This is a genomic window from Enterococcus mundtii, from assembly GCF_002947535.1.
Lineage (GTDB): Bacteria > Bacillota > Bacilli > Lactobacillales > Enterococcaceae > Enterococcus_B > Enterococcus_B mundtii_B.
The window spans coordinates 19,242-45,885 of record NZ_PUAP01000015.1; the positions used below are offsets into that span (position 1 = coordinate 19,242).

The 26,644-nt window shown below is 37.2% G+C and carries 24 protein-coding genes; 2 read left to right on the forward strand and 22 right to left on the reverse strand.

Features of this window, described 5'->3' with window-relative positions:
- Positions 1 to 361: 361 nt before the first annotated feature.
- The 15 genes from CUS89_RS04085 to pfkB form a co-directional block, all read right to left on the reverse strand.
- Entirely contained in the window at positions 362 to 1,123 is a 762-nt protein-coding gene (locus tag CUS89_RS04085; protein ID WP_104871130.1) for a tyrosine-protein phosphatase, read from the reverse strand.
- A gap of 45 nt (positions 1,124 to 1,168) precedes the next feature.
- Entirely contained in the window at positions 1,169 to 2,137 is a 969-nt protein-coding gene (locus tag CUS89_RS04090; protein ID WP_104871131.1) for a dimethylarginine dimethylaminohydrolase family protein, read from the reverse strand.
- Between the two features lie 32 nt (positions 2,138 to 2,169).
- Positions 2,170 to 2,454 (reverse strand): hypothetical protein, encoded by a 285-nt coding sequence (locus CUS89_RS04095; RefSeq protein ID WP_104871132.1) that lies wholly within the window; start codon positions 2,452 to 2,454, stop codon positions 2,170 to 2,172.
- Positions 2,455 to 2,735: 281 nt separating this feature from the next.
- Positions 2,736 to 4,166, reverse strand: a complete 1,431-nt coding sequence (locus CUS89_RS04100) for a glycoside hydrolase family 1 protein (protein WP_104871133.1) — start codon at positions 4,164 to 4,166, stop codon at positions 2,736 to 2,738.
- Between the two features lie 176 nt (positions 4,167 to 4,342).
- Complete coding sequence (locus CUS89_RS04105; protein ID WP_104871134.1) at positions 4,343 to 4,744, reverse strand: PTS sugar transporter subunit IIA; 402 nt, start codon at positions 4,742 to 4,744, stop codon at positions 4,343 to 4,345.
- A gap of 13 nt (positions 4,745 to 4,757) precedes the next feature.
- Entirely contained in the window at positions 4,758 to 5,567 is an 810-nt protein-coding gene (locus CUS89_RS04110; RefSeq protein ID WP_019723647.1) for a PTS system mannose/fructose/sorbose family transporter subunit IID, read from the reverse strand.
- Complete coding sequence (locus CUS89_RS04115) at positions 5,554 to 6,444, reverse strand: PTS mannose/fructose/sorbose/N-acetylgalactosamine transporter subunit IIC (protein ID WP_104871135.1); 891 nt, start codon at positions 6,442 to 6,444, stop codon at positions 5,554 to 5,556. The genes CUS89_RS04110 and CUS89_RS04115 overlap by 14 nt, the downstream gene beginning before the upstream one ends.
- 13 nt (positions 6,445 to 6,457) lie before the next feature.
- Positions 6,458 to 6,937, reverse strand: a complete 480-nt coding sequence (locus CUS89_RS04120; protein WP_104871136.1) for a PTS system mannose/fructose/N-acetylgalactosamine-transporter subunit IIB — start codon at positions 6,935 to 6,937, stop codon at positions 6,458 to 6,460.
- A gap of 57 nt (positions 6,938 to 6,994) precedes the next feature.
- Complete coding sequence (gene lacD, locus CUS89_RS04125; protein WP_104871137.1) at positions 6,995 to 7,972, reverse strand: tagatose-bisphosphate aldolase; 978 nt, start codon at positions 7,970 to 7,972, stop codon at positions 6,995 to 6,997.
- Between the two features lie 20 nt (positions 7,973 to 7,992).
- A complete protein-coding gene (locus CUS89_RS04130; RefSeq protein ID WP_104871138.1) occupies positions 7,993 to 9,171 on the reverse strand; it encodes an SIS domain-containing protein in 1,179 nt (392 codons plus the stop codon).
- Between the two features lies 1 nt (position 9,172).
- On the reverse strand, positions 9,173 to 9,916 hold the full coding sequence (locus tag CUS89_RS04135; protein ID WP_104871139.1) for a GntR family transcriptional regulator: 744 nt from the start codon (positions 9,914 to 9,916) through the stop codon (positions 9,173 to 9,175).
- Between the two features lie 377 nt (positions 9,917 to 10,293).
- Positions 10,294 to 11,277, reverse strand: coding sequence for a tagatose-bisphosphate aldolase (gene lacD / locus CUS89_RS04140; RefSeq protein ID WP_104871140.1), 984 nt, complete (start codon positions 11,275 to 11,277; stop codon positions 10,294 to 10,296).
- On the reverse strand, positions 11,274 to 11,729 hold the full coding sequence (locus CUS89_RS04145) for a fructose PTS transporter subunit IIA (RefSeq protein ID WP_104871141.1): 456 nt from the start codon (positions 11,727 to 11,729) through the stop codon (positions 11,274 to 11,276). The genes lacD (CUS89_RS04140) and CUS89_RS04145 overlap by 4 nt, the downstream gene beginning before the upstream one ends.
- Before the next feature lie 19 nt (positions 11,730 to 11,748).
- A complete protein-coding gene (locus CUS89_RS04150; RefSeq protein WP_104871142.1) occupies positions 11,749 to 13,140 on the reverse strand; it encodes a PTS fructose transporter subunit IIC in 1,392 nt (463 codons plus the stop codon).
- A complete protein-coding gene (gene pfkB, locus CUS89_RS04155; RefSeq protein ID WP_104871143.1) occupies positions 13,140 to 14,072 on the reverse strand; it encodes a 1-phosphofructokinase in 933 nt (310 codons plus the stop codon). The genes CUS89_RS04150 and pfkB overlap by 1 nt, the downstream gene beginning before the upstream one ends.
- A 155-nt stretch (positions 14,073 to 14,227) precedes the next feature.
- Here pfkB and CUS89_RS04160 point away from each other — a divergent pair, with 155 nt between their 5' ends.
- Both CUS89_RS04160 and CUS89_RS04165 read left to right on the forward strand, forming a co-directional pair.
- Positions 14,228 to 14,980 (forward strand): MurR/RpiR family transcriptional regulator, encoded by a 753-nt coding sequence (locus CUS89_RS04160; protein ID WP_104871144.1) that lies wholly within the window; start codon positions 14,228 to 14,230, stop codon positions 14,978 to 14,980.
- A gap of 407 nt (positions 14,981 to 15,387) precedes the next feature.
- The gene (locus CUS89_RS04165; RefSeq protein WP_104871145.1) at positions 15,388 to 15,765 is read left to right on the forward strand and encodes a DUF7006 family protein; all 378 of its coding nucleotides are present in this window, start codon (positions 15,388 to 15,390) and stop codon (positions 15,763 to 15,765) included.
- Positions 15,766 to 15,860: 95 nt separating this feature from the next.
- On the opposite strand, the gene CUS89_RS04170 is transcribed toward CUS89_RS04165, so the two are convergent.
- The 7 genes from CUS89_RS04170 to CUS89_RS04200 all read right to left on the reverse strand — a co-directional run bounded on the left by CUS89_RS04170 (position 15,861) and on the right by CUS89_RS04200 (position 26,564).
- The gene (locus CUS89_RS04170) at positions 15,861 to 17,315 is read right to left on the reverse strand and encodes a helix-turn-helix domain-containing protein (protein ID WP_104871146.1); all 1,455 of its coding nucleotides are present in this window, start codon (positions 17,313 to 17,315) and stop codon (positions 15,861 to 15,863) included.
- A gap of 425 nt (positions 17,316 to 17,740) precedes the next feature.
- Positions 17,741 to 17,950, reverse strand: a complete 210-nt coding sequence (locus tag CUS89_RS04175) for a hypothetical protein (protein WP_104871147.1) — start codon at positions 17,948 to 17,950, stop codon at positions 17,741 to 17,743.
- 3 nt (positions 17,951 to 17,953) lie between these two features.
- A complete protein-coding gene (locus tag CUS89_RS04180; RefSeq protein ID WP_258082381.1) occupies positions 17,954 to 18,979 on the reverse strand; it encodes a DUF916 and DUF3324 domain-containing protein in 1,026 nt (341 codons plus the stop codon).
- Between the two features lie 393 nt (positions 18,980 to 19,372).
- Positions 19,373 to 20,683 (reverse strand): WxL domain-containing protein, encoded by a 1,311-nt coding sequence (locus tag CUS89_RS04185; protein ID WP_104871148.1) that lies wholly within the window; start codon positions 20,681 to 20,683, stop codon positions 19,373 to 19,375.
- 145 nt (positions 20,684 to 20,828) lie between these two features.
- Positions 20,829 to 21,560: a WxL domain-containing protein gene (locus CUS89_RS04190; RefSeq protein ID WP_104871149.1), complete on the reverse strand. Its 732-nt coding sequence runs from the start codon at positions 21,558 to 21,560 to the stop codon at positions 20,829 to 20,831.
- Positions 21,561 to 22,138: 578 nt separating this feature from the next.
- Positions 22,139 to 23,653 carry a peptidoglycan DD-metalloendopeptidase family protein gene (locus CUS89_RS04195; RefSeq protein WP_104871150.1) on the reverse strand — a complete coding sequence of 505 codons (1,515 nt, stop codon included), beginning with the start codon at positions 23,651 to 23,653 and terminating at the stop codon, positions 22,139 to 22,141.
- A gap of 169 nt (positions 23,654 to 23,822) precedes the next feature.
- On the reverse strand, positions 23,823 to 26,564 hold the full coding sequence (locus CUS89_RS04200; protein WP_104871151.1) for a BspA family leucine-rich repeat surface protein: 2,742 nt from the start codon (positions 26,562 to 26,564) through the stop codon (positions 23,823 to 23,825).
- Between the last annotated feature and the right edge of the window lie 80 nt (positions 26,565 to 26,644).

The window sequence follows — 26,644 nt, forward strand, 5'->3', positions numbered from 1 at the left end:
TAATAATATCTCAAACCCTTAATCATAATAAACTAACAGCAAAAATTCCATCAAACAAAAAAACAAAAAAACACATCTTTATAATCATTGATACAATGTTATGAATAACCTGACATCCACTTAAATCCCCCTAAAAAAAATATTTATTCTGCAAAGCAAACTGAAAAAAATGGTTTTATCATCAATTACTAATAAAACGAATCACTTTTCACCTGTTCTTTTGATTATTGGAATACAAAAAAACTGACCTAATTTCTTAGATCAGCAAGTCTATCGATACAGTTGATTATAAATGATTGGTTTCTTACAATTTTTTTGAAAAATCAATGTTTTAACTTTCGGAGTAATGAAACATAGCAACTTAACCTTTAAGAAATTGATTACTCATTGCCTGTAAACTTAATTGGTCGATAGCCAAGGCTTGTTTCAAATAAGTTTGGATCGACCCGTATTCCTTTTCTACCACTTGATAAAAACGGTCCAAGTAACTGCTGTCTACATTCAGCGCAACATCTAAAGCAGCTAGATTTTCTTCATTCAAATGAACTTTTTTGGCTTGCGCTAAAATCATCGCATTTTCTTTTTTACGTAGTTCATTCGTGCGTAGATAATCGACATAGATTGCCTTGCGAGGAACGTCTAATGATTCTAATAATAGCAAGGCTGCGATTCCCGTTCGATCTTTCCCAGCAAAACAATGAAACAAAACACTTTCCTCTTGATCCAAAGTGAGTACTTCTTGGAAGAAACGAGCATATCCTTTCTGCGAAGTAGGGTTCAATGCGATATCTTCATATATTTTGGTCATATAGTTCGTGGCTTTTTCAGGTGAGCCGATTTTCACAAAATCTTCCAGCCCAGCACCTTCGTCTGCCACATCTTTCATGATGTCGATATGGATATATTTCGTCTGTGGAACCGTTTTGTCTGGTCGAGCTTGGATTTCATCTTCGCCACGTAGATCAACGATTTTACTTAAACGATAGGTAGTTTCTAAATGTCTAGCATCTGCTTCTGTCAAACTAGATAGTTCACCTGAACGCAAGAAAACATTTGTTAAGACTTCTTTTCCATTTCTATTTTTGATGCCACCGATATCGCGAAAATTTGTGATTTTTACCATTTCTGCAATGACCTTCCTTTTCCCATATTTTAGGATCGTTTCCTCTTAGTTTCTCAGAAGCGGTTGCGTACTGCATCTGAAAGAACCACCAAAGATCCTTGTCAATTTATAGTCAATATACTCGACTGTGATTCCTCGTTTCTCTAATTCTTCACCAATAAAAGTAAATTCTGGATCTGTGATATACGTCGTCTCATTGATTGGTAGTCCGTTCGTCGCCAATCGAGAGGCTTGTGCTAAGGACACATCTACCCGATCCCATTTGCTTAATTGTTCTGGGATACCATTTAAAAAGGCTTCTTCACACACGATCATCAATCGATCTTTGACAAGGCTCAATGCGCAGTCTAAATGCAGGATCGTCGGATGAAGTGGTACCTCAATCACTTCATAGCCAAATCGTTTGACTAGATTTCTTAACCATTGAATTCCCCGAGCATTGGAAGCTAACCCTGAGTTACCCACAAAAACTGTTTTTCCTAACAACAAAACATCGCCGCCTTCTAAGAAAGGCCCTTGTTCTGAATCGATGCCTTGCGAAATATCCGGTTTAGGAATAGAAAAATACAAGCAGTCATTCTCATTCGATTCATTCACGAGTAGCTCACGAATCGGTAGGATCTCATTTCTACGATGTGGGAGTTTCAATGAACCTTCAATCAATAGATCACCGATCGTAAAAAAGGGATCTCGGGTGAAAAAGTTACTGTAGCCATACTCATAGCCTAGCTCTTTTTCAAAAGAGGTCAACTTTCTTGGTAAAAGGACTTCTACTTCATATTTTTCTAGTACTTTTTGTAAATTCTTCCGTTCGACTTCCCAAGCTTTTTGTTGTTCTGGGAAAGCTTCACTGAAGTCTTTTCCCATCACTTCAGGCCCACTAAATAATTCATGGTTTTCTTCTGTCAAGAAATCGACACCCGTTAATTCTTTCGTAGGAAAACCAAATTCAGACTGTGCTAAAACGACCCGTTTTAGCGGTGCAAACTCGCTTTTCACAAAAATATGATCCATCGTTTCTGCTCCTCCTCGATTTGTTCGAATCTTTACAGGAAATAACATGCGAAACCAACCAAAAATACTAAAACAATCAAAGCAATCATTGGTTCGACCCATGTTTTTTTCGAAGAAAGAAAAACATTTTTCTTATTTTTTACAAATCCCCAACCAAACTCTCTAGGGAGTTGCACTTCTAATATCATCCCACCTGATAAAGGCAAGAGTGCCACTTTATATCTGGATTTTGCAAACAAAAACAACGACATAAAATAAAGACCGAATTGGATGATTTTGATCAATCGAATGATTTGGATATTTTCGATTTTTCTCACTATTTCTCTCCTTCTATCCTAGCGGTTATCGTCTAACAATAACACCCTTTCTCTTTTTCTTAGGATATTTTTTAATTATTTGTTTAAAAGAGAAGCCCATTTCGTTACCTCTGCTCCCCAAACCCAACTATCTGTCAGAAGCAACTTTTTTTACTATAACATGAGTTGACTTCATCTAGATCAAACCGATCATAATCGTTGGTTTTGGACTCATAACCTGCAAAATCTCTCACTAAATAGCCCACATCCAGTCGATTGGAGGTGGGCTATTTTCTACCGAATTATTTCATTTCTACGCTTTCACCATTTGTCGCAATCACTTTTTGATACCAGTAAAATGATTTTTTAGGAGAGCGGGCCAATGTCCCCTTCCCTTCGTCATCTCGATTGACATAAATAAAGCCGTATCGTTTACTCATTTCACCCGTCCCTGCACTGATCAAATCAATACAGCCCCAAGAAGTATAACCAATCAAGTCCACGCCATCATCGATTGCTTTCCCCATTTCTTGGATATGTTGAGCAAGATAATCGATTCGATAATCGTCATGGATCGAACCATCAGATTCTACTTTATCGACCGCACCAAGTCCGTTTTCTACTACCATCACTGGAATTTCGTAACGTGAATAAATCTGATTCAAGGTATACCTTAGACCAACCGCATCTACTTGCCAGCCCCATTCGCTTGTTTCAAGATACTCATTAGCCACCCCACCAAATAGATTGCCGCCACTTTTATCTGACCGATCATTCAAGTCATCTGCAATACACGTACTCATGTAATAACTAAACGTATAATAATCGACAACGCCTTCTTTCAGGAGTGCCAAGTCCTCTTTTGTGATATCCACTTCGATTTGTTCTTTTTCAAAGTAGCGTTTCATGTAATAAGGATAGGCACCTTTGACTTGGACATCGCCACAGAAATAATTTAACCGGTCATTCATTTGTTGCGTCTTCAACACATCTAATGGATGACATGTTTTAGGATACATCGTGATATACGCCAACATGCAGCCAATCTGGAAATCAGGATTGATTTTATGTCCAGCAATCACCGCTCGAGCAGAAGCAAGAAAGACATTGTGCAAGGCTTGATATTTTTCTGTTTCCGTATAGGTTCGATTGAATAATCCATTGATTTGTTTGCCATGTTCTAAGACGCCAAAATTGATTTCATTGAAGGTCAACCAGTATTTCACTTTGTTTTTGTAGCGTTCAAAAAGTGTCGTTGCATAGCGTTCGTAATACTCGATCGTTCGCTTGTCTAAAAATCCGTCATACGTTTTTCCCAAATGAAATGGCAACTCAAAATGTGAGATCGTCACGATCGGTTCGATCCCATATTTATGTAGCTCATTAAACACTGCATCATAGAATTTTAAGCCTTCTTCATTTGGCTGTGCCTCATCCCCATTAGGAAAAATCCGTGTCCACGCAATCGATAAACGATAGGCTTTAAATCCCATTTCCGCAAATAATGCGATATCTTCTTTGTAGCGATGATAAAAATCGATGCCTGTGTGACTCGGATAGTAATGATTGGTTTCATCGATCACTAAATCAAATATGCGCCGCTTCCCCATCTCCCGATTACCTGCACGATTGTGATCGCTGATCGAATCTCCTTTACCATTGACATTCCATGCTCCTTCACATTGATTCGCCGCTGTTGCGCCACCCCATAAAAAATTCTTTGGAAAACTCATCAGTCATTGCCCCTTTTCAATTTGATATGATAGTCTTACTGTTATTTTATTATTGAGTATAAAAAAAGACCCAATCAACCACCCAAAAAGGCCGTTGATCAGGTCTAGCTTAACTGAATAATCACTATCCTATCTAAAAAGATACTATTTTTTGTAAACGTTGTCAAACATTGATTTTATTCGTCTTCTTCAGCTAATGAGGCAATCACTTGATTCACATCCAGAATATTCTCTGCACCAGAACGAACATATTCAGGCGGTATTCCGACCATTTGACTATTGATAAACTCGATGACCATTGGCAGATTCATGCCTGCATATAATTCGATTGCTTCGCCTTCCATGATCAATTGGACAATACTATTGGCTGGCGTCCCGCCCATCAAATCACAAAAGACAACATAGTCTTCCAACGAAGAAACCACCGCAAGAAATTTTTCTTTGAAATCCTCTGTTCCTTCTTCTGGCAATAAAGGTACTGTATGAATATGAGCTTGCGGTCCCATGATCATTTCGGTACTTGCCTTTAATCCTTCACAAAGTTGTCCGTGACTGACAAGAACTAACTGTTTGCTCATTTTCAACACTCTCCTATTTTGAGATCACACCTAAAGCGGATAAAACGACACAGATGATCAAGACGATAAAAATCGCTCTTGTGGATGTCATATTCTTTTTGCCTAATAACCAATAGACACCACCAACGATCGCTGCTGGTAATAATTTAGGCAGGATCATATCAATATTATTTTGCATGTTCATCGTCACATCACCAATGCTCGGTGCCCATGAAACTTTTACATTCACCATCGTAGCAACTAATGCGCCGACCATAAACACCCCTAACAAGGTTGCGGCATCTGTGAGGGCTGTTAACCGTGATTGCATCGTGGTTACTAAAGAAATCCCTTCTTTATAAGCAAATTGCAATTGTTTCCAACGAAAGACCATGACTGCGATTTGTGCTACTATCCAGATAAAAATACCCGCGGGGTTCCCATTGATCGCCATATTGGCTGCTAGTGCCCCAAAAATGGTCGGAATCAATGCGGCGAAAATGGAATCGCCAATCGCGGCGAAAGGTCCCATCAATCCAGCCTTCATCCCAGAAACAGTTTCTTTTGAGGCAATACCTTCTTTTTCTTCGATCGCTAAATCGATTCCAGTAATGATCGTATTGAAAAAGTTTGAGGTATTGAAAAACTGTGTATGAGTCTTCATGATTTCTTTTAATTCTGGCGTATCATCCCCATAGATTTTTCGGAGTTGTGGCAAAATCGTATAGAGATAACCTGAACCTTGCATCCGCTCATAATTCCAGCCTAATTGAAAGGTCAACAAGCTCCGGCGGTTGATTTGTGTAAAGTCTTCTTTCGTTAACTTGTAATTAGATTTCGTCATCTTCGATTTCTCCTTCCTCAGAGGTTGTATGAGAACTAGCGACTTGCTGGTTCTCCGTTCGTTGATTGTTTTTATAGCTGATCGCTGCTAAAGAGAAACCGATCATTGCTACTGCCAACATCGGTAGTGAATTGAAGGCTGCCGGTAAATCTTTGACGACACTTGCGACACTCGTGCCAAGCAACTGGACATTTGCGAACAACGTTGCTAACAAGGCAGTGATCGTAAACCCTAGAATCAGATAAGGGAAATGTTTCTTGACTGGTAAATAGCGTAGTAAAATAGCAAAACCAACTGCTGGTAAAACAGCTCCTGCGACAGATAAGCCATCCCCTAACCATTTTAAATCGCCATTTAGCACAGCAACGACATTTTCGACTAGTCCGCCACCAAATGCTAAAGCTAAAAAGACGGGGATCAAACGTGACAAGGACCAAGGAAGAGCACCTAATAAATAATTGCGTTCAATTGCTTGATAATTCATTGTTTCGACATGTTGGTCGATACGATGAGCGAAATACGTATTCGCAAATCGAGCTAAAATATCCAATTGGATCATCAAACTAGCGACAGGAACTGCAATAGCTGCAATTGCCTGTTCTGGATTCATCCCTAATGAGATGGAAAAAGCAGTCGCTAGTATCGTTCCGGAGTTTGCATCGATCCTTGAAGCACCGCCAAATGTCCCAACACCTAGAACGGTCAATTGCATACTACCACCGATGATCAAACCAGCTTGTAAATCCCCCATGACTAATCCGGTGAACAAACCGGCAAAAACGGGAGCACTCATCGAGGAATAAATTTGTAGTTCATCTAAAATCTGATAACCTGCATATAAAGATAATAATAAGATTTGCCACCATTGAATGGACATCTACTTGACCCCCTTATTTATTCAAAAGACTCATAAAGTCTTCTGACTTATCACTTGGTACCATTTGTGCGGTCAAACGGACCCCACGTGCATTTAACTGTTTGAAATCCTCAATATCCTTTTCCACCACATTGATCGATTTGGTGATTGATCTGGTTTCATTTGTCTGAGACATATTCCCTACATTGACTTCCTTGATCGGCACGCCTCGTTCAACAAGTCTCAATAATCGATCAGGCTTTTTTGCGACGATCAGTAAGCGTTGGGAGTCATATTTCCCAGCGAGAATATTCTCTGCGGCTTTTTCAATCGGTAAGACACTTAACTTTACTCCTGCTGGTGTGGCTAATTTCAAGCCACTTTTTTCTACTGTATTCATTGCGACCTCATCATCTACAACTAATATCCGCGTAATCGACAACTTCGTTACCCAAAGATTCGCGACTTGTCCATGGATCAAACGTCCATCGATTCTTACACCAATAATTGCCATTGTTCATTCTCCTTTACAAATAAATTATTCATTCTCAAACCAAAGGTAACGCTTACATTATTTGCCTGTTTTTTGATACCAAGGTGTCGCTGTCTGGTTGATCACTTGATTCAAGTTCTCAATATTCTGTCTACCTTGTGTCCGCAGCCATTTGACGGCTCCTTCTTTCCCAGCATCTACATAAGCTTTGACTCCATCTTTCCAAGTCGCTCTTCCGCACAAGACACCATTGAAGGTGGAACCTGACGCATGAGCAAAGACTAACGTTTGTTGGAATAGTTCAGAAGATACACCAGCACTCAAGAAAATAAATGGTAAATGCGTCGCCTCGCTTTGCGCCTTGAAAAAGTCAGCTGCTTCTTTTTGGCTATAGACGATTTCTTTGTCACCAAAACCTTCCACAAAGTTCATATTGACTGGTACTTCGACTTTCAAAACATCTACTTGGTAACGAGGCTTTGAAAATTCTCTCATCATTTCAATCACTTTATGCGGTTTAACCTTTGCATACTCCTGTGAAGCGCTATCATTTATTCCTGCATCGTAAGAAAGCAGTTCTAAATAAAACGGTCGATCCTCTCCTGCACATTCACTTCCTAGACGTTCAATAAAGACATGTTTCAAATGATTGATTTTTGGATCTTCATCAACGTCATAATAAAGTAAAAATTTCACTGCATCTGCTTGTTCTTCTTTTAATCTCAATGCAGACCAGTCTCCTAATAGATCCGGTAACCGTCCAGGAGTCGATACGTCATATCCCGTTTTTTCATACGCCAAGAGCAAACCAGCGGATCGATCACGTACTTTGGCAGCAGGCAAACCATATTCAGGATCTAATAAAATAGCTGAAGCATAGGGCGTCAACTCCCCAGAAACCAACGCTTTGAACTCAATCAATTGTTCATCTGTGGGTGTTTCTCCTAAAGCCGACAGCATTTTCTTCAATGCCCCCCGCTGATCGATTGCTAATGCACTGATGATGCCGTCTTTTGTTGCTAATTGTTCCATCGCTTTTTTCTTGTTTGGTGTCATCGTTTTTATTGACCTCCTTGTTATTCATTTTGATACGCATGGATCGTCACACCTTTGACTACTCGATTCACCGTTCCTGTCGGTGAAGGTGTGTCCGGCGTATTACCGACTTTGATCGACATCTGAAGAGCAATGATTTGTGCGGTCAGGATCATCACTACGGATAGATAGGCATCGGGTAATTCTAGCGCGATTGGTTCTAGGAAAAAGTTGGTTCCAGAAAAGTCTCTTTGCGTCGATTGAGCAATGGCTAACACCTTTGCGGCAATATCATTACCATTGATTTCTTCCAAAATATCTAAATCATAGTTGCGTGTGTACTCTTGGTTCGTCACAAACCCGATCACTAAAGTTTGCTCATTGACAAAGGATTTTGGTCCATGACGAAAGCCCATCGAAGAATCAAAGATCGTCGCAATTTTTCCAGCAGTCAACTCTAAGATTTTCAGCTGTGCTTCCCTTGTGGCGCCAGCCAAGCTACCTGAACCAAGGTATGCGACGCGATTGAACGGTACTGCTAACACTTGGATCAGTTCTTGCTCTCTTTTCAGAACATCTTTGCCGATATGACTCAAGGAAGTGACATACTTTTGTTTTGTTTCTTGGCTCGTTTGATCAAACAGCCAAAGGGCACTCAATAACATACAAGTAAAACTACCTGTCATGGCAAAGCCAGCATCATTTGCTTTTTTTGGCATCAACAACAAGAAATGTTGCGATTGTTCACGTGCGACTTGTGCTAATTGTCCTTCTTCTGCACACGTAATCGCTAAATGGAACAACGTATCCACGACTTGATCGGCGATTTTGACCGCTGCCAGACTTTCCGGACTATTGCCACTTCTAGCAAACGAAATCAATAATGTGGGTTGATCAGGAAACAAATACTCTCTTGGAGAAGCAACAATATCGGTCGTACCAAAACTATGAAAAGCAAATCGTTTGGTATCTCCATGTTCATTCAAGTAAGGAACAAGCGTATCGCCTACATATTGAGAAGAGCCTGCACCGGTAAAGATGACTTGGATTTGTTGCTTGTTTGCCTGTTTTTCAAGTGCATCAAAGAAAAGGGCTAATTCATTTTTCTTCTCTTCTAAGATTTCCACAACCTCTTCCCACAGATCCGGTTGTTGCTTGATTTCTTCTGTAGTGATCCTTGCACCTATTTTTTCTAATTCATCCTTCGACAGTTCAAACATATTATTTTCCTCCTAGATTACTCCGAACATGACGGATCTTATAATGGAATTGGTCTGCTCTTGCGACACTATCTGTGTATTCGATGATCTCGTTCTTGCTATTGAAGGTCGTCCGTTTCAAATGTAAAATCGGTGCCCCATCGCATATATGCAGTAATTCGGCATCATTCGCGTAAACAATACTGGCGTAGAATTCTTCTTCTGCCACTTGGACATGTTGATCAAAATCTTCCAGAAAAACATCATACAAAGGCTTGCTTTCCAAAATCGGCAAATCAAGGCCAAGAAACAGTTTTGCTGGTAAATAAGACCGTTCAACCATCAAAGGGACATCATCCGCTAAACGTAGCCGCTTGATTTTGAAGATTGCTTCTCCTAGATTGAGATTCAAGCGTTCAGCCAACTGCTTTGTCGCTGCTTGTTTTTCAAAAGCTAAAATAATCGTTTTCGGTGTACGCCCCAATGCCAACATTTCTTCTGTGAAGCTGTACGCCCCTGCTAGACTCGCTGCTTGATGCGATAAGTCACTGACAAACGTTCCTTTTCCATGTTTTTTATAAATATAGCCAAGTGTTTCTAATTCCTGCAATGCCAATCGAACCGTCGTCCGACTCACACCATAGTACAGACATAACTCCCTCTCAGACAGCAATTTATCGTGAGGGATCATTTCTGCCTCAATTTGTTTCTTTAGTACATCAACTAGTTGATAATATAACGGTTTCCCTTTACGAGAATTTTCCATTTCTTTACCCCTTCCAACTGGTTATAACCACAAGACAATCGTAAAGTAATAATAACTACCTGTCAACATAAAAATCACTAATAAACCGCTATATAACAACGTTTCCGCCAACTATATATAAAAATAATTTAAATACCTCGAAAATACCACTTAAAATAAAAAAACAGCATAATCCTCATAAAAAGAAACATAAGGTGTATCATTAAAAAGCTTGTTTATTCTTGAAAATTTATAAAATAATGAGCAAATCAAACGGTTCTTTTTCTGGTACTCCGCCAAATTCCAACGAAAAATAACTAAAAAAAAAGAAACACTTCAGTTCCTATGTCTAGGCGCTCAAAGCGTTTCTCTTTTGCTATTTCAAGAAGACTAACCAACTAGCGACTAATCTTATTTTGCCAAGGCGAGGCTGTCTTCATCAAGACTTCATTTAATTCTTCAATGTTGTTTCTCCCTTGTTCAGCAAGCCATTTTTTTGCCGCCTGTCTCCCTTGATCCGCAAAAGGTGCCACGCCACCTGCCCATGTAGCTCGCCCACACAAAACACCATTGAACGAAGAGCCAGCGTTTTTGGCAAAGTGTAACGTTTCTTGGAATCCTTCGGCACTGACACCTGCACTCAGAAAAATAAACGGTAAGTCAGTGGCTTGGCTTTGCTCGATAAACAAAGCGGATGCTTCTTGCTTGGAATAAATGATTTCTTCTCCAAAACCTTCAACATAAGTCATATTGACAGGTACTTCTACTTTTAAAACATCCACGTTGAACCTTGGCTCTGAGAATATTTTCATCATTTCAATGACTTTTTTCGGTTTGATCTTGGCATATTCCTTGGAGGTCGTATCTGGGATCGTTGCATCATAGGATAGCAATTCTAAAAAGAAAGGAAGATCTTCCGCCAGACATTCTGAACCGATTCTTTCGATATATGCCTGTTTCCGTTCATTGACTTCTTCGCTTTCGTCTACATCATAGTAAAGCAAGAATTTGCAGCCATCTGCTCCAGCTTCTTTTAGTCTTTTGACTGACCAAAAAGCTAAGGTATCTGGCAAACGTCCAGGTATCGTTGTATCATATCCTGTTTTCTCATAAGCCAACAATAGTCCAGCTGTCTTGGCGCGTTTTTCGGCAGCGGGCAACCCATATTCTGGATCTAAAAGAATCGAAGAAGCAAAAGGTGTCAATTCTTCGGATACAAGTTCTTTGAAATGGATCAAATCATCCACTTTGACCTCCGCTTGATGTCTCGCCATCATTTTTTTCAATGCCCCTCTTTGGTCAATCGCTAAAGCCCCGATGATCCCGTCTGGATTACTCATGTTTACCAATGCTTGGTATTTCCCCTCTGATACTTTCCTCATTTTTTCAACATCCCTTCTAACTTAGACTCAATCAAGCCAATAATTTCTTCTTGAGTGGAAACCGCAATAAATGTTTGTTTAAAGCCATCATCCATCAACATTCGTGCCATTTGCGAAAGAAGCGCCAAGTGACTGGTTCCTGCTTCTGCAGCTGGAATAAACAACGCAATCACATACTTGATCGGTTGACCGTCTAAACTATCCCAGGCGACTGCATTCGTTAATTTCAAGATGATGATCGTTGGTTCTTCTATACTTTCACTTTTCGCATGAGGGATCGCAAAGCCATCCATCATACCAGTTGTTCCTTCTGCTTCGCGTTGTTTCAAGCCGTTTTTGACCGCCAGTTCATTGGTCGCTTTTCCTACCTCAACGATTTTTGTTGAAAGAAACTCAAACACCGCTTCACGAGTATTCGCCGCTACATTGGTATAAACAAATAAATTTTCCATCAAATGAATCCTCTCCCTTTCACACACTCAGTGACTTTCTTTTTTGAACCAAGCCTAGCAATACTCCGCCTACGATAGAGCCAGCAAGAATCGCAAGAACCCACAGTAAGCCATGTGTCACTACTGGTAAAACGAGAAATCCGCCATGGGGTGCCGGCACTTGCACACGAAAGAAATAGGTCAATACAGCGGCAATCGACGAACCAAGCATCATGATCGGCAAGACACGAAGCGGATCTTTAGCCGCAAAAGGAATCGCACCTTCCGTAATATGTGTTGAGCCTAGAATGAAATTCACTAGACCAGCATTCTTTTCGTTTGGCTCGAAATATTTCCCAAAAAGCAAGACAGCAAAGCCAGTAATCAACGGCGGAGCAATGCAGGCTGCAGAAACTCCCGCCATAAAGCTAGTATTTCCTTGTGCTAACAGGGCAGTTCCAGTAACGTAGGCTGCTTTATTGATCGGACCACCCATATCGAACGCACACATACAACCGACGATCATCCCTAAGACTAAAGGACTTGAGTTTTCAAACCCTGCTAGAAAATCCATCATTCCTTCATTGATACTAGCCATCGGTCCTGAAATGACTGTCATGATCAATCCAGTAATCAACACCCCTAGTACGGGATATAAGAAAATTGCTTTTAAACCATCTAGTGTTTTAGGCAAAGGTTTTAACACTTTTATTAATCCCAATACCACATACCCTGCCAAGAAACCTGAGATAATCCCACCTAAAAAACCTGTACCACCATCTGAGGCAATCAATCCGCCGACAAAACCAACAACCAGTCCAGGACGTTTTGCAATTCCTTCAGCAATAAACGCGGAAAGGACCGGCACCATCATACTCATCGCAAAACCACCGATTCGATTCAAACTCGCAGCAAATTCATTGTATTGCGCATTGGCAGGATCAGCAGAATAAATCCCCCATAAAAAAGAAATGGCGATCAAGACTCCTCCACTGACAACAAAAGGCAACATGTGGGAAACACCATTCATCAAGTTCTTATAGATGCTGTGACCAATACTCTGTTGCGTATGTTGTTTTTCCTTATCTCCTTCCGCTGTTTCGATTGTTTCAGAAATCACTCCTTCACCGTTCAAAGCCGCAGCAATCAATTGATCGGCTTCTTTGATCCCTTTCGAAACAGACACATCAATGATCCTTTTCCCAGCAAATCTTTCAGGCTGAACATCTTTATCCGCCGCAATAATCACTGCTTCCGCTTCAATGATTTCTTGATCTGTCAAACGATTTTCTACCCCTACTTGACCATGGGTCTCCACCTTGATCGAAATGCCTTTTTTCTTTGCTGCCTGTTCCAGTGCTTCTTGTGCCATATACGTGTGGGCGATACCTGTGGGACAACCAGTTGCAGCAATTAATCGATACTTAGCCATTATCTGAATTCCTCCTTATGAATGGTGATTTCTTTTTTCAACTCTGCGACATCTGTAAAATCAGTCAATCCTTTTTGAAACGCAGTCGAGCTGCCCGCAGCTAAACTGTTCTTGAAACAATCCGCACTATTTTCTTCTTTGATCAAGCCTGCCAGAAAAGTGGCTAGTAGTGTATCCCCGGCACAGGCAGTATTGACGACTTTTCCTTGGGGGGCGTTTCCTGTCAAACAATAATTTTCGTTCACATAGATCCCACCAGCTCCACCTAATGACAGCAATACATTTTGTGCACCTGCGGCTAATAGTTTCTTGCAATAGTTTACATATTCCGTTTCTGCTATTTCTTCATCAAACCATTCTGCCAATTCCTGCTCATTCGGTTTCAGTAAAAATGGTTGATACTTTAGACATCGTTTAACGATTTTAGCACTCGTATCTAAGATCAAGCGCACTTGATTCTCATGACAGATTTTACTGATCATTACTAAGATTTCTTCTGGTACCCCTCTTGGCAGGCTCCCAGAAACACAAAGATAATCTCCAGCTGACAAATGACTGATTGTCTCAAGCAATTCTTCCATCGCTAACTGGTCGATTTCTGGTCCACGATTGACCAACTTGTATTCACTTGATTCCTCATTCACTTGTGTAAATACGTTGATGCGAGTCATTCCAGGTATAGAAACAAAATGAGCGTCGATTCCTTCCTTCGTCAAACATTCCTCAATATAAGCCCCAGTAAATCCTCCGCTAAAGCCCAACGCAGTATTTGGTATCCCGAGTTTTTTTAAAATCAATGAAACATTGACACCTTTCCCATTTGCTTGGATGTCATCATCGATTGAGCGGTTCACGACATTCGGTTTGAGTCGTTCCACTTCAATAAACAGATCAATCGCCAGATTCATCGTACATGTATATACGTTAGCCACCTGTATCCCTCCTCACTTTATCTACAGTATGACCTGTTTTTGGATGTACATGTTTTCTAAATAAGCGGAATTTTAGGTAAATGTTTACAAAATAAAACTCATCCGAGTAAGGGTTTACATCAGTGGTAGAATAAAAAGAAAAGGGGGAGGAGTACATGGAACATAAATTGAGCGAGGCAGAACATTTTTTATGGGAGTATATGATGAATCACATCCAAGAAATCCCAAATCTCTCGATTATCAAACTAAGCGAACGAGCCAACGTATCCACTACGACTATTGTTCGTACCATGAAGAAAAAAGGGTACGAAGGTTATACTTCTTTTAAGCACCATTTAAAGGAAAAGAAGAATACCACCATCAATTTTGCTACGGTCGACAAAGTAAATGAAGAAATAAAAACTTCCATTCTAAAAAACGAACAGGAAGTCGTGCGTACCATCAATCTATTGGATACAGGAGTAATCGAAGATGCGATTCAAAAAATCTGGAGTTCACAAAGAATCATTATCTTTGCTAGAGGATTTTCAGAAATGATTGGGGAAGAAATACAAACAAAATTCCAACTACTCGATAAATATTGTGTCCTTCATACCGATCCAAATATCATCAAAACCGTTAGTCGCAAACTGCACAAAAAAGATGTCGTTCTTTTTATTTCCTTAAACGGCGAAACAGAAGAACTCGTAGCAGCAGCGGAGAATTGCTACCGCGAGGAAATCAGTTCGATCCTGATCACCGCCTCACGGGAAAGTCGCTTGAACCGCTTAGCAGAATTATCTTTGATCGGCTTCAAATCCGAAATCTCTTTTTTCCCTGAATATGAAGTCCGCTCTCGCCTGCCACTTTCTGTGATTGCGCGGATCTTGCTGGACTCGTATGCGATACGGGTGAAGAAGGGGGATTGAGGAACAAGTGTAAGAAGCATCAATCACCGAAAATGTGAAGTTTTTTCGGTGATTGGTGCTTCTTACACTTGTTTTTTTTTGCTAATAATCCGATAAATCATTGCTGAATTTCTTGAAAACGCAAGTAGCTTGTTCATTAAGAGCTATAAATTAGATATAAAAAGATTCTTTCATTTTTAAGAATATAGCTAGTTACTCACTATTACCCATTTTTCAGTCATATTTAGTTACCTTCTTTGATATTATCAAAAGAATAGGTTTCCTTTATTTTCAATGATTTCAATGGAAGCATTATTTATTATCACTAATTTATTTCGTCCTCTTAACAAAATAAATAAAATAAAATTTATAAATAAGTTATAATGTATTTAATAAAACAAGATCTATCTAGAAGGAGGAATCCGCACATGACTTTGCAAGATTTTTCTAAACTAAACAAACATGAAATAGAATTTATCGAACGTTGTGCACATTTAAAACACGCAGCAAAACAAAGCAATGACATGACTGTGTTTGAATACATCAAAGAATTAGAAAGAAATTTAGAATTCTTACTATGTAAGTTGTCTTCTGAAACCTTTTGGGAGTTATTTCCAAAAATTCTCGGAATTGATGCAAAACTCACACTCTTAGAGAATTTTTTATATTCTGATTTAACAACGTCTATCAACGGTACCTCCTTGATTACTTTAGTAGAACAAGATTACAAAACCATCAATCAAGAAAATTATGATTATACTGTCAATGATACAGTTCCGGCTTCTTTTATTTTTTGTGTGGATTAATTGCTCAATCGAACATCTGTCACACCATTCTTTAAATACATACTAAAAAGCCACCTTCCCAAGCAGAAGATGGCTTTTAGTATTCAAATATTCAATCATTGCCAATTATAAATGTACAAAAAAATATTTTTGATATCTTCAAATAAAGTACTTTTAGAAATTGCAAATAAATTTAAACTTTGTTCCTCATTCCGTGTGACCAATGCTCGCTCACAGACTATGATATGTGGCCATTCTTCTGCATAGATTGGCACATCTTCGACAGAATAATACATCGTATTATCAATAACATGATAATCCATATTCAACCAACGAGTGATATTCTCTCGATAGATCACATGGGATAGCTCATCTTCAGCAACAATGATAATTGCAAACTTATCTTTTCTTTTTTTCACCAAACTCGATTCGATTTCAGAACATAATTTTTCTAATGCCGTGTCATTAAATCTAATTTCATAATACGAATCAAGTTCATCAATCCATTGGGTCAATATTTCCTTAAGCTTATAAAATAACTCTAATTGAGAGTCACTAAGATAGTAATGTCTTTCAACATTATAGGTTTGGATGTTATACCACATAGTACTTAAAAAATTCATAAAAGGTTTTTCAAACAATATATTATTGCTTAAACTTACATCAAAATTATCTTCTAGCAGTTTAATTAATTTCTTGACCGTATCCGGTCGGCTTTCTATAAACAGGTCACGTCTTTTCCGATAATTCATATTAACAATCAAATAGTTATCTGTGTTCAAATCGATTGAGCGATAAATCGACACAAAATACGCAACTTCCTGGTCTGATATGGTTGAATCACTTAAAACAAGAGAGGCGATATCTCTAATTTGGTTAAAAATGATCGATTCCTTTAAATAGGAGAATTCATTTTCAGAATATTTTAAAACACTCTTATCTTTACGTACCAAAGATAAATAAGCCGAAAATACTAAAAACTGATATTCTCGTTTATTTATTTCATAATTATTTGCTAAGCGATGCAATACTTGATCGACAAAAATACCTGCGCGTTTAAATAACTGTTTATCTATCACTTGATCCAGCATATCACAACGCATCCAAATCGATAACATCACAAATCGATAGGCTAATTCATTATCAATGATATTCCCATCTACATCCATGATATTCGCATCTCTAAAATAGGCTTCCACAGCTTTTTTTATTTTGAATGCTTTTGCCACCGATACAAATTCTTCTTCAACAATTGTCAAATAACTTGTATCTCCCATCAAATACCAAGAACAAACTCTTAAAAAACGTGACTCCTTGTAAAGTTCTTTTATCAAATCATACCTGGAGATCGCCGTATAAAAAGAGATTTCAATAGTCGTACTACTTGTTTCATGATAGTCGATATAGTCTTCTAAAATGATATTGATTTTAGCAAAATCTCGTTTCACTGTATTGAATGTGACGTTTAATCGTTTTGCTACATCTTTTACAGAGAGTGTTTTCAATTCATAAAGATATTCTGTTAACTTGACTTGTCGCACGATATCTTTTTCAATAAAATTTTCGATCATGTTGTTCTCCTATCATTTTTGTATTTCTCACATATTTTTCAGCTGACCTCAAACCATCAGGAGCATAAAATCAGCCTAGAAATATATGGAGGATCAATTTAGGTTAAACCTACTTTTCGCAAATAAAAAATAAAAGTGAAAAACTTTAAAGGATAAATGAATAGTTTCATCACACATTTTAATCAGCTTGCTTTTGTATTTTCGGATTACTGTGTTAACCACTTAAATACATAAAATATAGAGAGAAACTACTCTTAGTTTACCATGATTCCATCAACAGTATAAAATTATATCCTTTGATAATTAACTATGAGTAGAATCAATGGTAAGATGTCCATAGAAATGGTTGTATTCACTTAAAAAATTAAACACATAGAAAAATCGCTAGAAATTCGATTCCTAGCGATTCCCTAAATACCAATTATTTATAGTTGTGCATGTACGATAAAGATATATGCAATTCCTACAATTGTTAAAGAGAAAGCGGACAACAAGGTCAAACCATTAATGATATATGTTATCGTGTTACGTTCATTTTCTATCAAGTGTTTTTTATAATTTCCTAACATCAAGTACCCATTGAATACAACTAAAATCAACCCAAAAACAATTAGAAAAATCCCTGTATTATACATTGTCTATTCTCCTTTATATTTTTTGATTGTTAGATAAATTGTACCGATGACACTGATTGCTACTAGAATCACCATCAACAAGGTTAGCCATTGTGGAATATGCACATGGAAGACAGACTCTTTGTTGATTTCTTTAGCCTTATCTGCTTCAATTGTAAACTCTTGTTCAAGCGGCCATTTCTTTTCTCCACTAGTGACTGTTGCTTTAAAGACATATGTTCCAGGCTCTAAGTCTTTCTTTCCCCAATCAAAATGGAACGGTAAAGTTGATTGCGGTGCAATTGATACATCTGACATTTCTTGTTCGATGATCGCTTTGTCTGAACCTTTTTTCACGATTTTCCCAGAAACATTGGCTTCAGAGAAGATATAAGGTTCTGGATTTAAAATATTCGCGCTGACGATCTTTCTTCCATCAAACAATTCCGCCTTCACACCGTCTAACGAAACTGTTTCATTACGATAAAGATCGACTTCATTTTCATTTGTTACAGCTACTCCCAAAGTATATGCATAGGTATTCCCAACAGTGATCGTGCCTTTTTTCTGTTTGCCACTTTGTTCTGCGGCTTTTTCTGAAACATTGATCCCACCTAAAATGACCCCGTTTGTTTGTTCAGCAGGCATCTTCAATTTTAATTTTGTTACAACCTCTGAGTTAGCAGGTACTTTCACTTCATTGCTTTCTGGTGTTAAGATCGTTGACAGTGGTGTCTTTAACGCTGAATGGTTTTCTAAATCGCCACTATAGTCAATGATCCCATTGGAATTCGTATTTGCATCTGTCACCCGTACATTCAACGTGATTTCTTTATTCGAGGCATTCATCAGCTTCACTTCCAGTGTATCCTCTGCGGAAGGATCTTCATGCAGGTAAAAGTAACTGATATTCTCATCGATTTGATGCGCATTTGTGACTCCTTCAATTGTGAAACCTGTTGCTTCTTCTGCTTGTGCTCTAACGGGAATCAATGACATTCCCACAAATAAAATAGTCAGCAATAATGCTAAATGTTTAATTGATTTCATGTGATTTCATCCCCCTAATTTTTTTTACACATAGAGCATACCTCTTTTTTAAAAATTATTTTTTTTTTATTTTCATGTAAATCTGGAATCAGTGACATAGATGAAAAAGTTAAGTGGATTTCTTTTCTTCCTCTCTAAAATAGGCTGCTAAACTAAAATACAAACTCACTTTAATATGTTTAATGCATAACAATATAAACTTTTATTTTCAAAGTAAATGGTGTTTATTATTAGTATTATTTTTTATTTATGAACTATGTATGTATAAGGATAGTCAACGTGAATTATGAAAAAAGACAAAGTACTTTCTTAGTACCTTGTCTTTTCGTTATTATAAATATATCCCCCGAAAAAGAATTATCTTTGTAATAATTAGTTTTATATTGATTTTTATTACTCTTTTATAGTTTTTAAATCAAGGTTACTATCAACCATATACTTCAGGGTTAATTCATTCCCCTTGTTATTTTTTCCATTGCTTTTATAAGATTCAGGATAAGTTTTTAGACGACGCCCCTTACCTTCTGCGTGATAGATTTCTATGATATCTCCTGGTTGAACTACAGCTGATTTAGTGTAAATTGCTCGATTATCATTCCCTTGTATATGTTCATCTAGTACGATAATATCATCACGTTTCACAGTAACTCTCATATAATCTTGATTTTTAAAAAAAGGATGTGGACCTTGTTGTTCAATTTTATGGAATAAGATTTCAGCTGAACTATTAGTAGAATCTTTGAAATAACACATTTTACCAAAAGAAATATCATAGAATCCTTTTCCAAACCATTCAATAAAATGTCCCTCTACATACTCTGAGAAGTAGGTTCGATTATAATCCTGTTGATCTTTATTTTGAATCTTCTCAATTGATTGTTTAGCTAACTTAACTTGTTCGCTAGTGATGTTTTTTTTCAATTCTTTGCAATTTCCATCTTTAAATAAGTTGCGTATTTCTTCTGTTAGATAGTTTTGCTTCATTGGTGTATTTGCTAAATTCCATTGTACAGTTCCACTAATTGTTTGTGCTGGTACTTTGCTAGCATCCGGGATGTTCAAAGTTACATTTCCTAATTCTAAATCATAGACACCATTCACAAATTGTCCATTAGCAGTGTGCATGATTGTCTTTTCTTGGGTTGTCACATCGATCGTATTATCTTCAGCCTTTTCCACTTCATTTTGACCATATTTTTTTAATTGATCTGTCAATTCATTTTCTTGAAATGAGGATGTTCCATCATTGATATTTCGTTTAACGTCTCCATTGATAGGAACTGTTAAACTGATTCCTTGATATCCATTATTAATAGATATGTTATGTTTTACGTTTAAACTCCAGTGCTGAGTATTTTGTCTTCTTTTGTCCTTTACCCCAACATTATAAGTTTTCTCATTCATAGTAGTCGTTATTGTTTGTTTTTGGACATCATCTTTCAATTTTGTTGACCCAAAATCAAAGGTTTCAGGAATATAAGAAATACCTAAATAACTTTTAGTGTTTCCAGTTTTTTTGTTTAAATCACTTGGAGGATTAGGATCATATCCACCATCTGCTGATAAACCTAACTCTCCAGATACAGGCGTTTGGGCTTTACAAAGATCAGCTGAATTCATTTCATTAGCAACTGCATAATTAGAACCTAAAACTAATAAGCAACTTAATGAAACCATTTTTAATAAAGAATGTTTAAATTTCATAGTTTTCTCCTTTCATCAAATCAACTTTTTAACCTTAATAAAATAGATCAGGTGACTCTTAATTGATGAGTACATTCCTGATCTATTCTCATGAATCACGGAAAGCACCGTTGATTGCAATTATCAGATTGACGATACTTAAATATTATTCTGCAGCGTTTGTTAAAGTCCAAGTAACAGTAGTACTTAGATTTTGTGCTTTTACTTTACTTGCATCTGGGATGTGTAATTCTACTTGTGGTAACTCTAAATCGTATACACCATTAACAAATTTACCATCAACTGTTTTCATAACATTGCTATCAATTGTTGTAATAATTAAGTTACCATCAGTAGTAACCTCTTTGCTAGAGCCATCTTTCATTACTTGATTAATTAAGTGACCTGGACTGAATTCATCTGATCCATTATTGATATTGCGCTTTACTGAATCTGCTTGTGTTCCAGTCTTAATAGAAATTCCCAAATCTGCTTGATCAATCGGATTTGATAATTTTGCATTTAAAGTCCATTTGTTACTTGTTGAGCGTCTTTTATCCTTAACTGCTACATGAAACTTATCTGAGGAAGTTTGATTTTGCATTACAATATTTTGCTCTGTATTTGTATCAGCTAAATTGATTTCTTCTCCAATATTAAATGTCGTTGGTTTATATGCAATTCCAAAATAAGAAGTAGAAATCCCTGTTTTATCATTTAAGCTGCTTGAAGGAGGGTTAGGATTATACCCACCTTGATCTGATAATTCCAGTTGTCCTGTCACTCTTGTTTCAGCACTTGATGGTTCTGGATTATTCTCTGTTGCAAACACCCCAGTTCCACCTAATAAAGATCCTAATAATAAAGTTGTTCCAAATAGTGCGATGTGTTTTTTCATTTTCCATTATCCTTTCTATTTTTTATTTTTTTCTCTTAACAGTGCAATCTATTTCGTGCACCTCTTACGGTTTACACTATAACCGATTGTCTACTACTTTTTTTTTTTGAAATTTATTTCTTATCTTTCTTTTTTTACATAACTTATAAAATAAGAGAATGCGTACAAAGCTTAGTAAACACAAGAAAAGATCGTATTTTATATCAAAATTTAATGTACTTGTTATCAAGAATAGGCGTGTCAGATAGATTTTTATTGCTGTGATTTTCTACTTTTTTTCTTGTTTTCTTTGTTTAGAAAAAAAGACTATTGAAAGATTCCAAAAAAATTTCTAGCCTTACATACTAAAAAACTTGATACTGACTATTACCTTGAGGTTATAATTGAAATTTATCATGTCCATCTTCAAATTAGTTTACCTAACATGGATTAAAGAATGGACTATTTTCTAATTGCAAATAATTTCGAAATGAACCTATGATGTGATGGTAAAAAGGTGTTGACCTCAAATTATATATAATGAAAGATCACTACGAAAAAGTATCTCCCGCAGTGATCTTTCGTTACTATCGAAGAATTTATTTGAGAAGCAATAAAGGATCAACTAATTTATCTTTACTTAAACTTGTGTCTTGGCATACTTCTAAGTGCAAGTGCGGTCCTGTACTGTTTCCTGTTGAACCGACATAACCGATCAATTGACCTTGTTTGACTTCTTCTCCGACTTTAGCTAAACATTTTGCTTGGTGGGCGTATAAAGTGGCGGTTCCATCTGCATGTTCGAGCATGATATAATTTCCCCAAGAATCATGGTATTCGGATTTTCTGACGATTCCATCCTTGACAGCGTAGATCGGTGTGCCTTGTGGTGCTGCTAAATCGATTCCTCGATGGAATTCTCCACCTCTTCCTCCAAATGTGCTAGTTAATGTATAGTCCTCCAAAGGGCAAGTGAATATTCCAGTCTTTGCTTCTTTCAATGATGGATGGTCATATTCTGTCAATTCATAGGTCACGATCAAATTATTTAATTTTTTGTGGTAGTTTGTATCTGTTGCATATTTGCCAGTCAAAAATTTTGTTGCCTCTTGATACTTGGAGGTTTTCGATTTCCAAGCGCCAGAATAAAAATCTTTATCTCCCGTGATCCCTTCTTTTAGTAATTTCGCATAATCCTTCAATGATTCTTTGTATGTTTCATATTTTCTAAATTTAGCTTCCACGTTATAAAGTTGCCCATTGCCATTATCTTCTTGCGTAAGAAATGTCACACTCTTTCCTTGATACGCCCCTTTCATACCAAAAAGGTTGTAATTTGGTTCTTGACTTAACAAGCTTTGCCCTGAAGCTGATTCTAAAATTGCTTGAGCAATCATCACTGAGGCGTATAAATCATTTTCTTCGGCTACTTTTCGGGCATCTTCTCCGATTTTTTTGATAAATGATTCAGTCACTTTGTTTTTTTTCCCTTTTATGCCTTCTTCGATTGATGATTCATCATGTGCACTTACTGATTGATTCCCGTTAGTGACTGGTAAAGAAGTTGGAGATTCTACTGTAGACGGAACCTCATTGACTGATACTTCCGCTGTTTGCTCCCTTGTTTGTTTTGTGGATTGAGTATTGATAGTTGGTGTAACACTTTGATTCGTTTTTTCTGAGCTGTCTTCTGTGACAATCTCCTTATTAATTGTATCTTTTGTATCTTCTTTCACTGGTTGTTCTTTTTCCGATTCGTGACTACTTTCATCTTTGGTTGGCTTCTCCAAATTGCTCTCTTCGTTGCTTGGTCTAGTGATTTCTGCACTATCCTCTGTTTTGTCTTGATCCTCCGCTTTGTTTGGAACTTCAACACTTGATTCTTCCTTATCTTGATCCGTTTCGTCTTTATTTTCTCCACTATCTACAGTAGCGTCTGATTGATCTACCGTATCGATCGAATCTTGATTTTCAGGAACCAATTGTTCTGATCCAGTAGTCACTTGAGTTTCATTTTCTAAATGGGAGGAAGCTTCAACAGGAATACTTCCCAATAATCCTAAAACTTGTGTGCCAATCAATAATGATGAGAGTATTTTTTTTGAGTATTTCATGTTTATTCCCCTTTCCATTTTTCTGTCATCCTATATGTAACACGTTTATTAAAAATAATTTTTTATATTATTTCTTAGGATCTTCAAGTACATAAAAAAAAGGAAAATCTAACTTATTGGGTGATGAATAAGTCAGATTTTCCTGTATCAACAAGTAATTTCTAGTAGTTTATTGAGGGGCATTTGTAAGATTCCATACAACATTTGCTTGGTATTTGCCATCTTTAACTCTTTCTGTTTCTGGAATGACTAGCATTGCTTCCCCTAAATCATAGTCATAGATATCGTCGTGTGTTTTTTCTTGATTGGCTTCTAAAATTTTAGTCGGCATTTCTGCTGTGACTTTGATTTTTCCTTCTTCAGCAGAAGGAATACGTACTTCATCATCAGCATCCACTAAATCAGTTTTTGCGTTGTACTCTGTCTCATTATCATTTTTATTCTTCTTGATGTTCTCACTAGTCCCTTCAAATTGTAGATAGGCATCATCGATTTCATCTGCGCTCCATTTCAATTGGCTTGTGAGGTACCAAGAACTTTGACTTTTTGAAATATCTCTGATACCGACATTCAGGGATTCTGTCTTGGTAAAAGGAATGGTTTGTTCCCCACCGTCTAAAAGATCCCTATAGGGCAGTGAAAATTTTTCAGGTAAATAAGCTAAACCTATTTCACCTGATGTATCCAGTTTTTTGTTATCTACAGAAGTATTACATGTCATATTTTTCCAAATAGCTGTATAAGTTGTAGTTAATAAATCAATACTTGCATCTTTTTGTTTGTTTTCAGGCGTATGCCATCCTCTAAAGATTGCATTGGTTTTGATTGGTACTAGTTGATTCTTGAATTGTTCAAATGTTCTTTCTGTTAATTTCTCTGGTGTGACCGCACAAGTTGTAAAATAAAATTTCAATGGTTTTTGATCCTCAAATATTCCTCCTTGTGCATCAAATGTGACTGCTTGTAACGGTGTTTTTTGATCTTGTTCATATGGATATTTAAGTAACGAGTCGTCATTTGTCACAATCAATAGTTCTTGTGGATCACCGGCAAACATGTCGATCGCATTCGTTACCTGATCCATATCAAATTGTGTAAGATCAAGAATCTTAGGTAATTTTGCTCCTTGGAACATACGGTCTGTATTGACTAGGCTAGGCGTGTTGAAAGAACTTAAATCAAGTGATTTTAATTCTTGCTTAACGATGCAGTTATAGAACATTTCTTCCATGGTTTGGACCGCTGTGGTATCAAAATTAGTCAAATCCATCTGCTTTAGTTCATTACAATTGTAAAACATGCGAGCCATATCAGTGACTGATTGGCTATTTACGTTCGCTAGATCCACATCACTCAATTGTACACAGCCATAAAACATGCTATTAAAACTTTGGGCTTTTGACATATTTAAACCTGACAGATTTACTTTCTTCAATTGATTGCACTCTTTGAAGAATTCACTAAAATCTGTCACTTGGCTCACATCTAATCCTCGTAAATCTACTTCAGTCAATACTTGGTTACGATAGAAAGCCTGTTTTAAATCAGTGTCTTTGATTTTTACTTTTTTATCGTTTTTTTCCACAGCTACAAATTTTGTGATAGTTTGTGGGATGACTGTTGGATTGATATCTTCTAAAATGACTTGTTTGCCATTGATTTCTCCAGGAATTTCGATTTCAGTGGCAGAACCCTTATAACCAGTCAACAAAATTTCTGTTGCTGTTTCTGTAAACGTCCAATCGATATCTTGCCATTCAGCCACATAAATAGTTCCTAAAAGGTCCAATACGTTCTCTACTTTTGTCTCTTGTGTTCGATTTTCTTCCCACCCTGTAAATTCTGTTGCAAATCCTGTTTTAGTTGGAATTAACTTGGATTTATAGTCAGCAAATGTTTCAAGTGCGATTTTATTTGGTCGATCTACACATTGATCAAAATATTCGATTTGTTGTTGATTGTTTGAAAAGCTACCACCATTGGCTTTGAAAGTGATACCTGACAAAGGAGTACGGTTGGCTTGTTTTTCCAAGTCTAACGCTAAAATTTTTGCATCCTCAGTCAAAACTAGCAGTTCTGAAGGGTTTTCTGTTGTAAACATCTGATCGATCTCTGTATCTTCTTTTGTAGTGAAACTGCTTAAATCGATCACCTGGAGTTGTTCACAACCATAAAACATTTCTTGCATATCATCGACTACAGAAGTGTTGAAATTTTCCAAGTCGACTTCTGTCAAATTTTCACAATTTTTGAACATCTGACGCATCGTTGTCACTTTTTCTGTGTGCCATTTTGCTAAATCTACTTGTTTTAGTTTCTCACAATTTTCAAACATACTTGAAAAATCAGTGACATTCGCTGTATCTAAACCACGTAAATCTACTGTTTCTAACTGTTGGCAATCTTTGAATGCTTGGCTTAATGACATATCTTCAAGTAACACCCGCTCATCATCGGAGGCATTGATGACTAATCGTGTGATATCTCTTGGAATAACCTGCTTGTTAAGTGCTTTTAAAACAACTTGTTTGCCATTGATTTTGCCTACTAACGAAATTTCTTTTGATTGCCCAATGTATTTTGTTAATACGATTTGATTGGGCGTCTCTTCATATCGCCAGTTTTTATCTAAATAAGAAGGGTCATTCGTTCCTGCCGTCTTTTCAACAGAGCCTACAGTTCTTTGTTCTGCACTACTAGATGATTGACTCTTTGTCTCTTGTGCCTTTACACGTAACGATTTTGTTTCTGAGCTTTCTTTAGTTGCTGTACTGGAATCTGAAAATAATTCCTCTAGATCTCCGTTATTAGTTGGCGAAAGTTGATTTTCTGTATACCCGGGTACAGGAGTAGTCATTATTTTGAGTGCTAAAGCTGCTATGAATGTACCTGTCAGATATTTGTATTTCATGATCTTTCCTCCCCTATTACTTCATCTTGTTTATCTTCTGGAACATTCCTATGATTTTATCAACTAAAGATTAGCATCAC

Bases quoted from the DNA above. Each gene is read 5' to 3' on its own strand.
- CUS89_RS04085 (WP_104871130.1), bottom strand. From the start codon at position 1,123: ATGGTAAAAATCACAAATTTTCGCGATATCGGTGGCATCAAAAATAGA.
- CUS89_RS04090 (WP_104871131.1), bottom strand. From the start codon at position 2,137: ATGGATCATATTTTTGTGAAAAGCGAGTTTGCACCGCTAAAACGGGTC.
- CUS89_RS04100 (WP_104871133.1), bottom strand. From the start codon at position 4,166: ATGAGTTTTCCAAAGAATTTTTTATGGGGTGGCGCAACAGCGGCGAAT.
- CUS89_RS04105 (WP_104871134.1), bottom strand. From the start codon at position 4,744: ATGAGCAAACAGTTAGTTCTTGTCAGTCACGGACAACTTTGTGAAGGA.
- CUS89_RS04110 (WP_019723647.1), bottom strand. From the start codon at position 5,567: ATGACGAAATCTAATTACAAGTTAACGAAAGAAGACTTTACACAAATC.
- CUS89_RS04115 (WP_104871135.1), bottom strand. From the start codon at position 6,444: ATGTCCATTCAATGGTGGCAAATCTTATTATTATCTTTATATGCAGGT.
- CUS89_RS04120 (WP_104871136.1), bottom strand. From the start codon at position 6,937: ATGGCAATTATTGGTGTAAGAATCGATGGACGTTTGATCCATGGACAA.
- lacD (WP_104871137.1), bottom strand. From the start codon at position 7,972: ATGACACCAAACAAGAAAAAAGCGATGGAACAATTAGCAACAAAAGAC.
- CUS89_RS04130 (WP_104871138.1), bottom strand. From the start codon at position 9,171: ATGTTTGAACTGTCGAAGGATGAATTAGAAAAAATAGGTGCAAGGATC.
- CUS89_RS04135 (WP_104871139.1), bottom strand. From the start codon at position 9,916: ATGGAAAATTCTCGTAAAGGGAAACCGTTATATTATCAACTAGTTGAT.
- lacD (WP_104871140.1), bottom strand. From the start codon at position 11,277: ATGAGGAAAGTATCAGAGGGGAAATACCAAGCATTGGTAAACATGAGT.
- CUS89_RS04145 (WP_104871141.1), bottom strand. From the start codon at position 11,729: ATGGAAAATTTATTTGTTTATACCAATGTAGCGGCGAATACTCGTGAA.
- CUS89_RS04150 (WP_104871142.1), bottom strand. From the start codon at position 13,140: ATGGCTAAGTATCGATTAATTGCTGCAACTGGTTGTCCCACAGGTATC.
- CUS89_RS04160 (WP_104871144.1), top strand. From the start codon at position 14,228: ATGGAACATAAATTGAGCGAGGCAGAACATTTTTTATGGGAGTATATG.
- CUS89_RS04165 (WP_104871145.1), top strand. From the start codon at position 15,388: ATGACTTTGCAAGATTTTTCTAAACTAAACAAACATGAAATAGAATTT.
- CUS89_RS04170 (WP_104871146.1), bottom strand. From the start codon at position 17,315: ATGATCGAAAATTTTATTGAAAAAGATATCGTGCGACAAGTCAAGTTA.
- CUS89_RS04175 (WP_104871147.1), bottom strand. From the start codon at position 17,950: ATGTATAATACAGGGATTTTTCTAATTGTTTTTGGGTTGATTTTAGTT.
- CUS89_RS04180 (WP_258082381.1), bottom strand. From the start codon at position 18,979: ATGAAATCAATTAAACATTTAGCATTATTGCTGACTATTTTATTTGTG.
- CUS89_RS04185 (WP_104871148.1), bottom strand. From the start codon at position 20,683: ATGAAATTTAAACATTCTTTATTAAAAATGGTTTCATTAAGTTGCTTA.
- CUS89_RS04190 (WP_104871149.1), bottom strand. From the start codon at position 21,560: ATGAAAAAACACATCGCACTATTTGGAACAACTTTATTATTAGGATCT.
- CUS89_RS04195 (WP_104871150.1), bottom strand. From the start codon at position 23,653: ATGAAATACTCAAAAAAAATACTCTCATCATTATTGATTGGCACACAA.
- CUS89_RS04200 (WP_104871151.1), bottom strand. From the start codon at position 26,564: ATGAAATACAAATATCTGACAGGTACATTCATAGCAGCTTTAGCACTC.